Genomic DNA, 879 nt, shown 5'->3' on the forward strand with positions numbered 1-879 from the left:
GGGACAAAACCCAGTAAAAACAGAAAAAGTGATTTTCTACTAAGATGAAGTAGGAAATCACTTTTTTAATTTGATTAAAAAATGAAAAAATATACAAAAAAAGGATACCTTCTGATAAAGTTAAAGTACCACTACAAAAACAGAATCGAGGTATCCTTATGTTTAAATATTATAACGTAAATCAAGTCGTTTTGCCATTAGATTTCGAGATGAAATTACAAGAAAATGATATAGCTTATACAGTCCATGAATTTATTGAACAGATTCCAGAAGAAGCTTTCACCGGTTTTATCCGTCAGACAGGCTGTCCAGCCTATCATCCGCGTATGATGATGAAAATTATTTTATGTGCTTATACCCAGTCAGTGTTCTCTGGCCGAAAAATCGAAGGATTATTAAAAGACAGTGTGCGGATGATGTGGCTTGCGCAAGGATATGAGCCCAGTTATCGTACCATCAATCGTTTTCGTGTGAATCCGGAAGTAAAAGAACTATTGCGTCAGTGCTTCGTCCAGTTTCGTTGTCAACTGGTGGAAAAAGAGTTGATTGATGCAGAGGCTATCTTTATCGATGGAACCAAAATCGAAGCCAATGCCAATAAATTCACCTTTGTCTGGCGAAAATCCATCGAACGTTACCAAGCAAAACTCATCGAGAAATCGAATACCCTCTATGAAGAACTGGTGGAGAAAGAAATCATTCCAGAAATCGAACGGGAAAGCCCCGAGGCTCTAACGACAAAAGAACTTCAACAGATGGCAACGGATTTGGATAAGTCTGTCCAAACGTATACGGAACAAATCGAATCAAGTGAAGAAGCACAGGACCGAAAAGCCCTGCGTTCGGAACGGAAGCAGCCAAAACAAGCCTTAAAAAAAG

General features: G+C 38.7%; 1 protein-coding gene. It reads left to right on the forward strand.

Annotated elements, in window-relative coordinates; genetic code table 11:
- Positions 1-158 precede the first annotated feature (158 nt).
- A partial coding sequence (locus tag KI375_RS26970) for a transposase (protein WP_212976438.1) occupies positions 159-879 on the forward strand: 721 nt, incomplete at its 3' end.

The organism is Bacillus sp. J14TS2 (assembly GCF_018333015.1).
Lineage (GTDB): Bacteria > Bacillota > Bacilli > Bacillales > Bacillaceae_C > Lederbergia.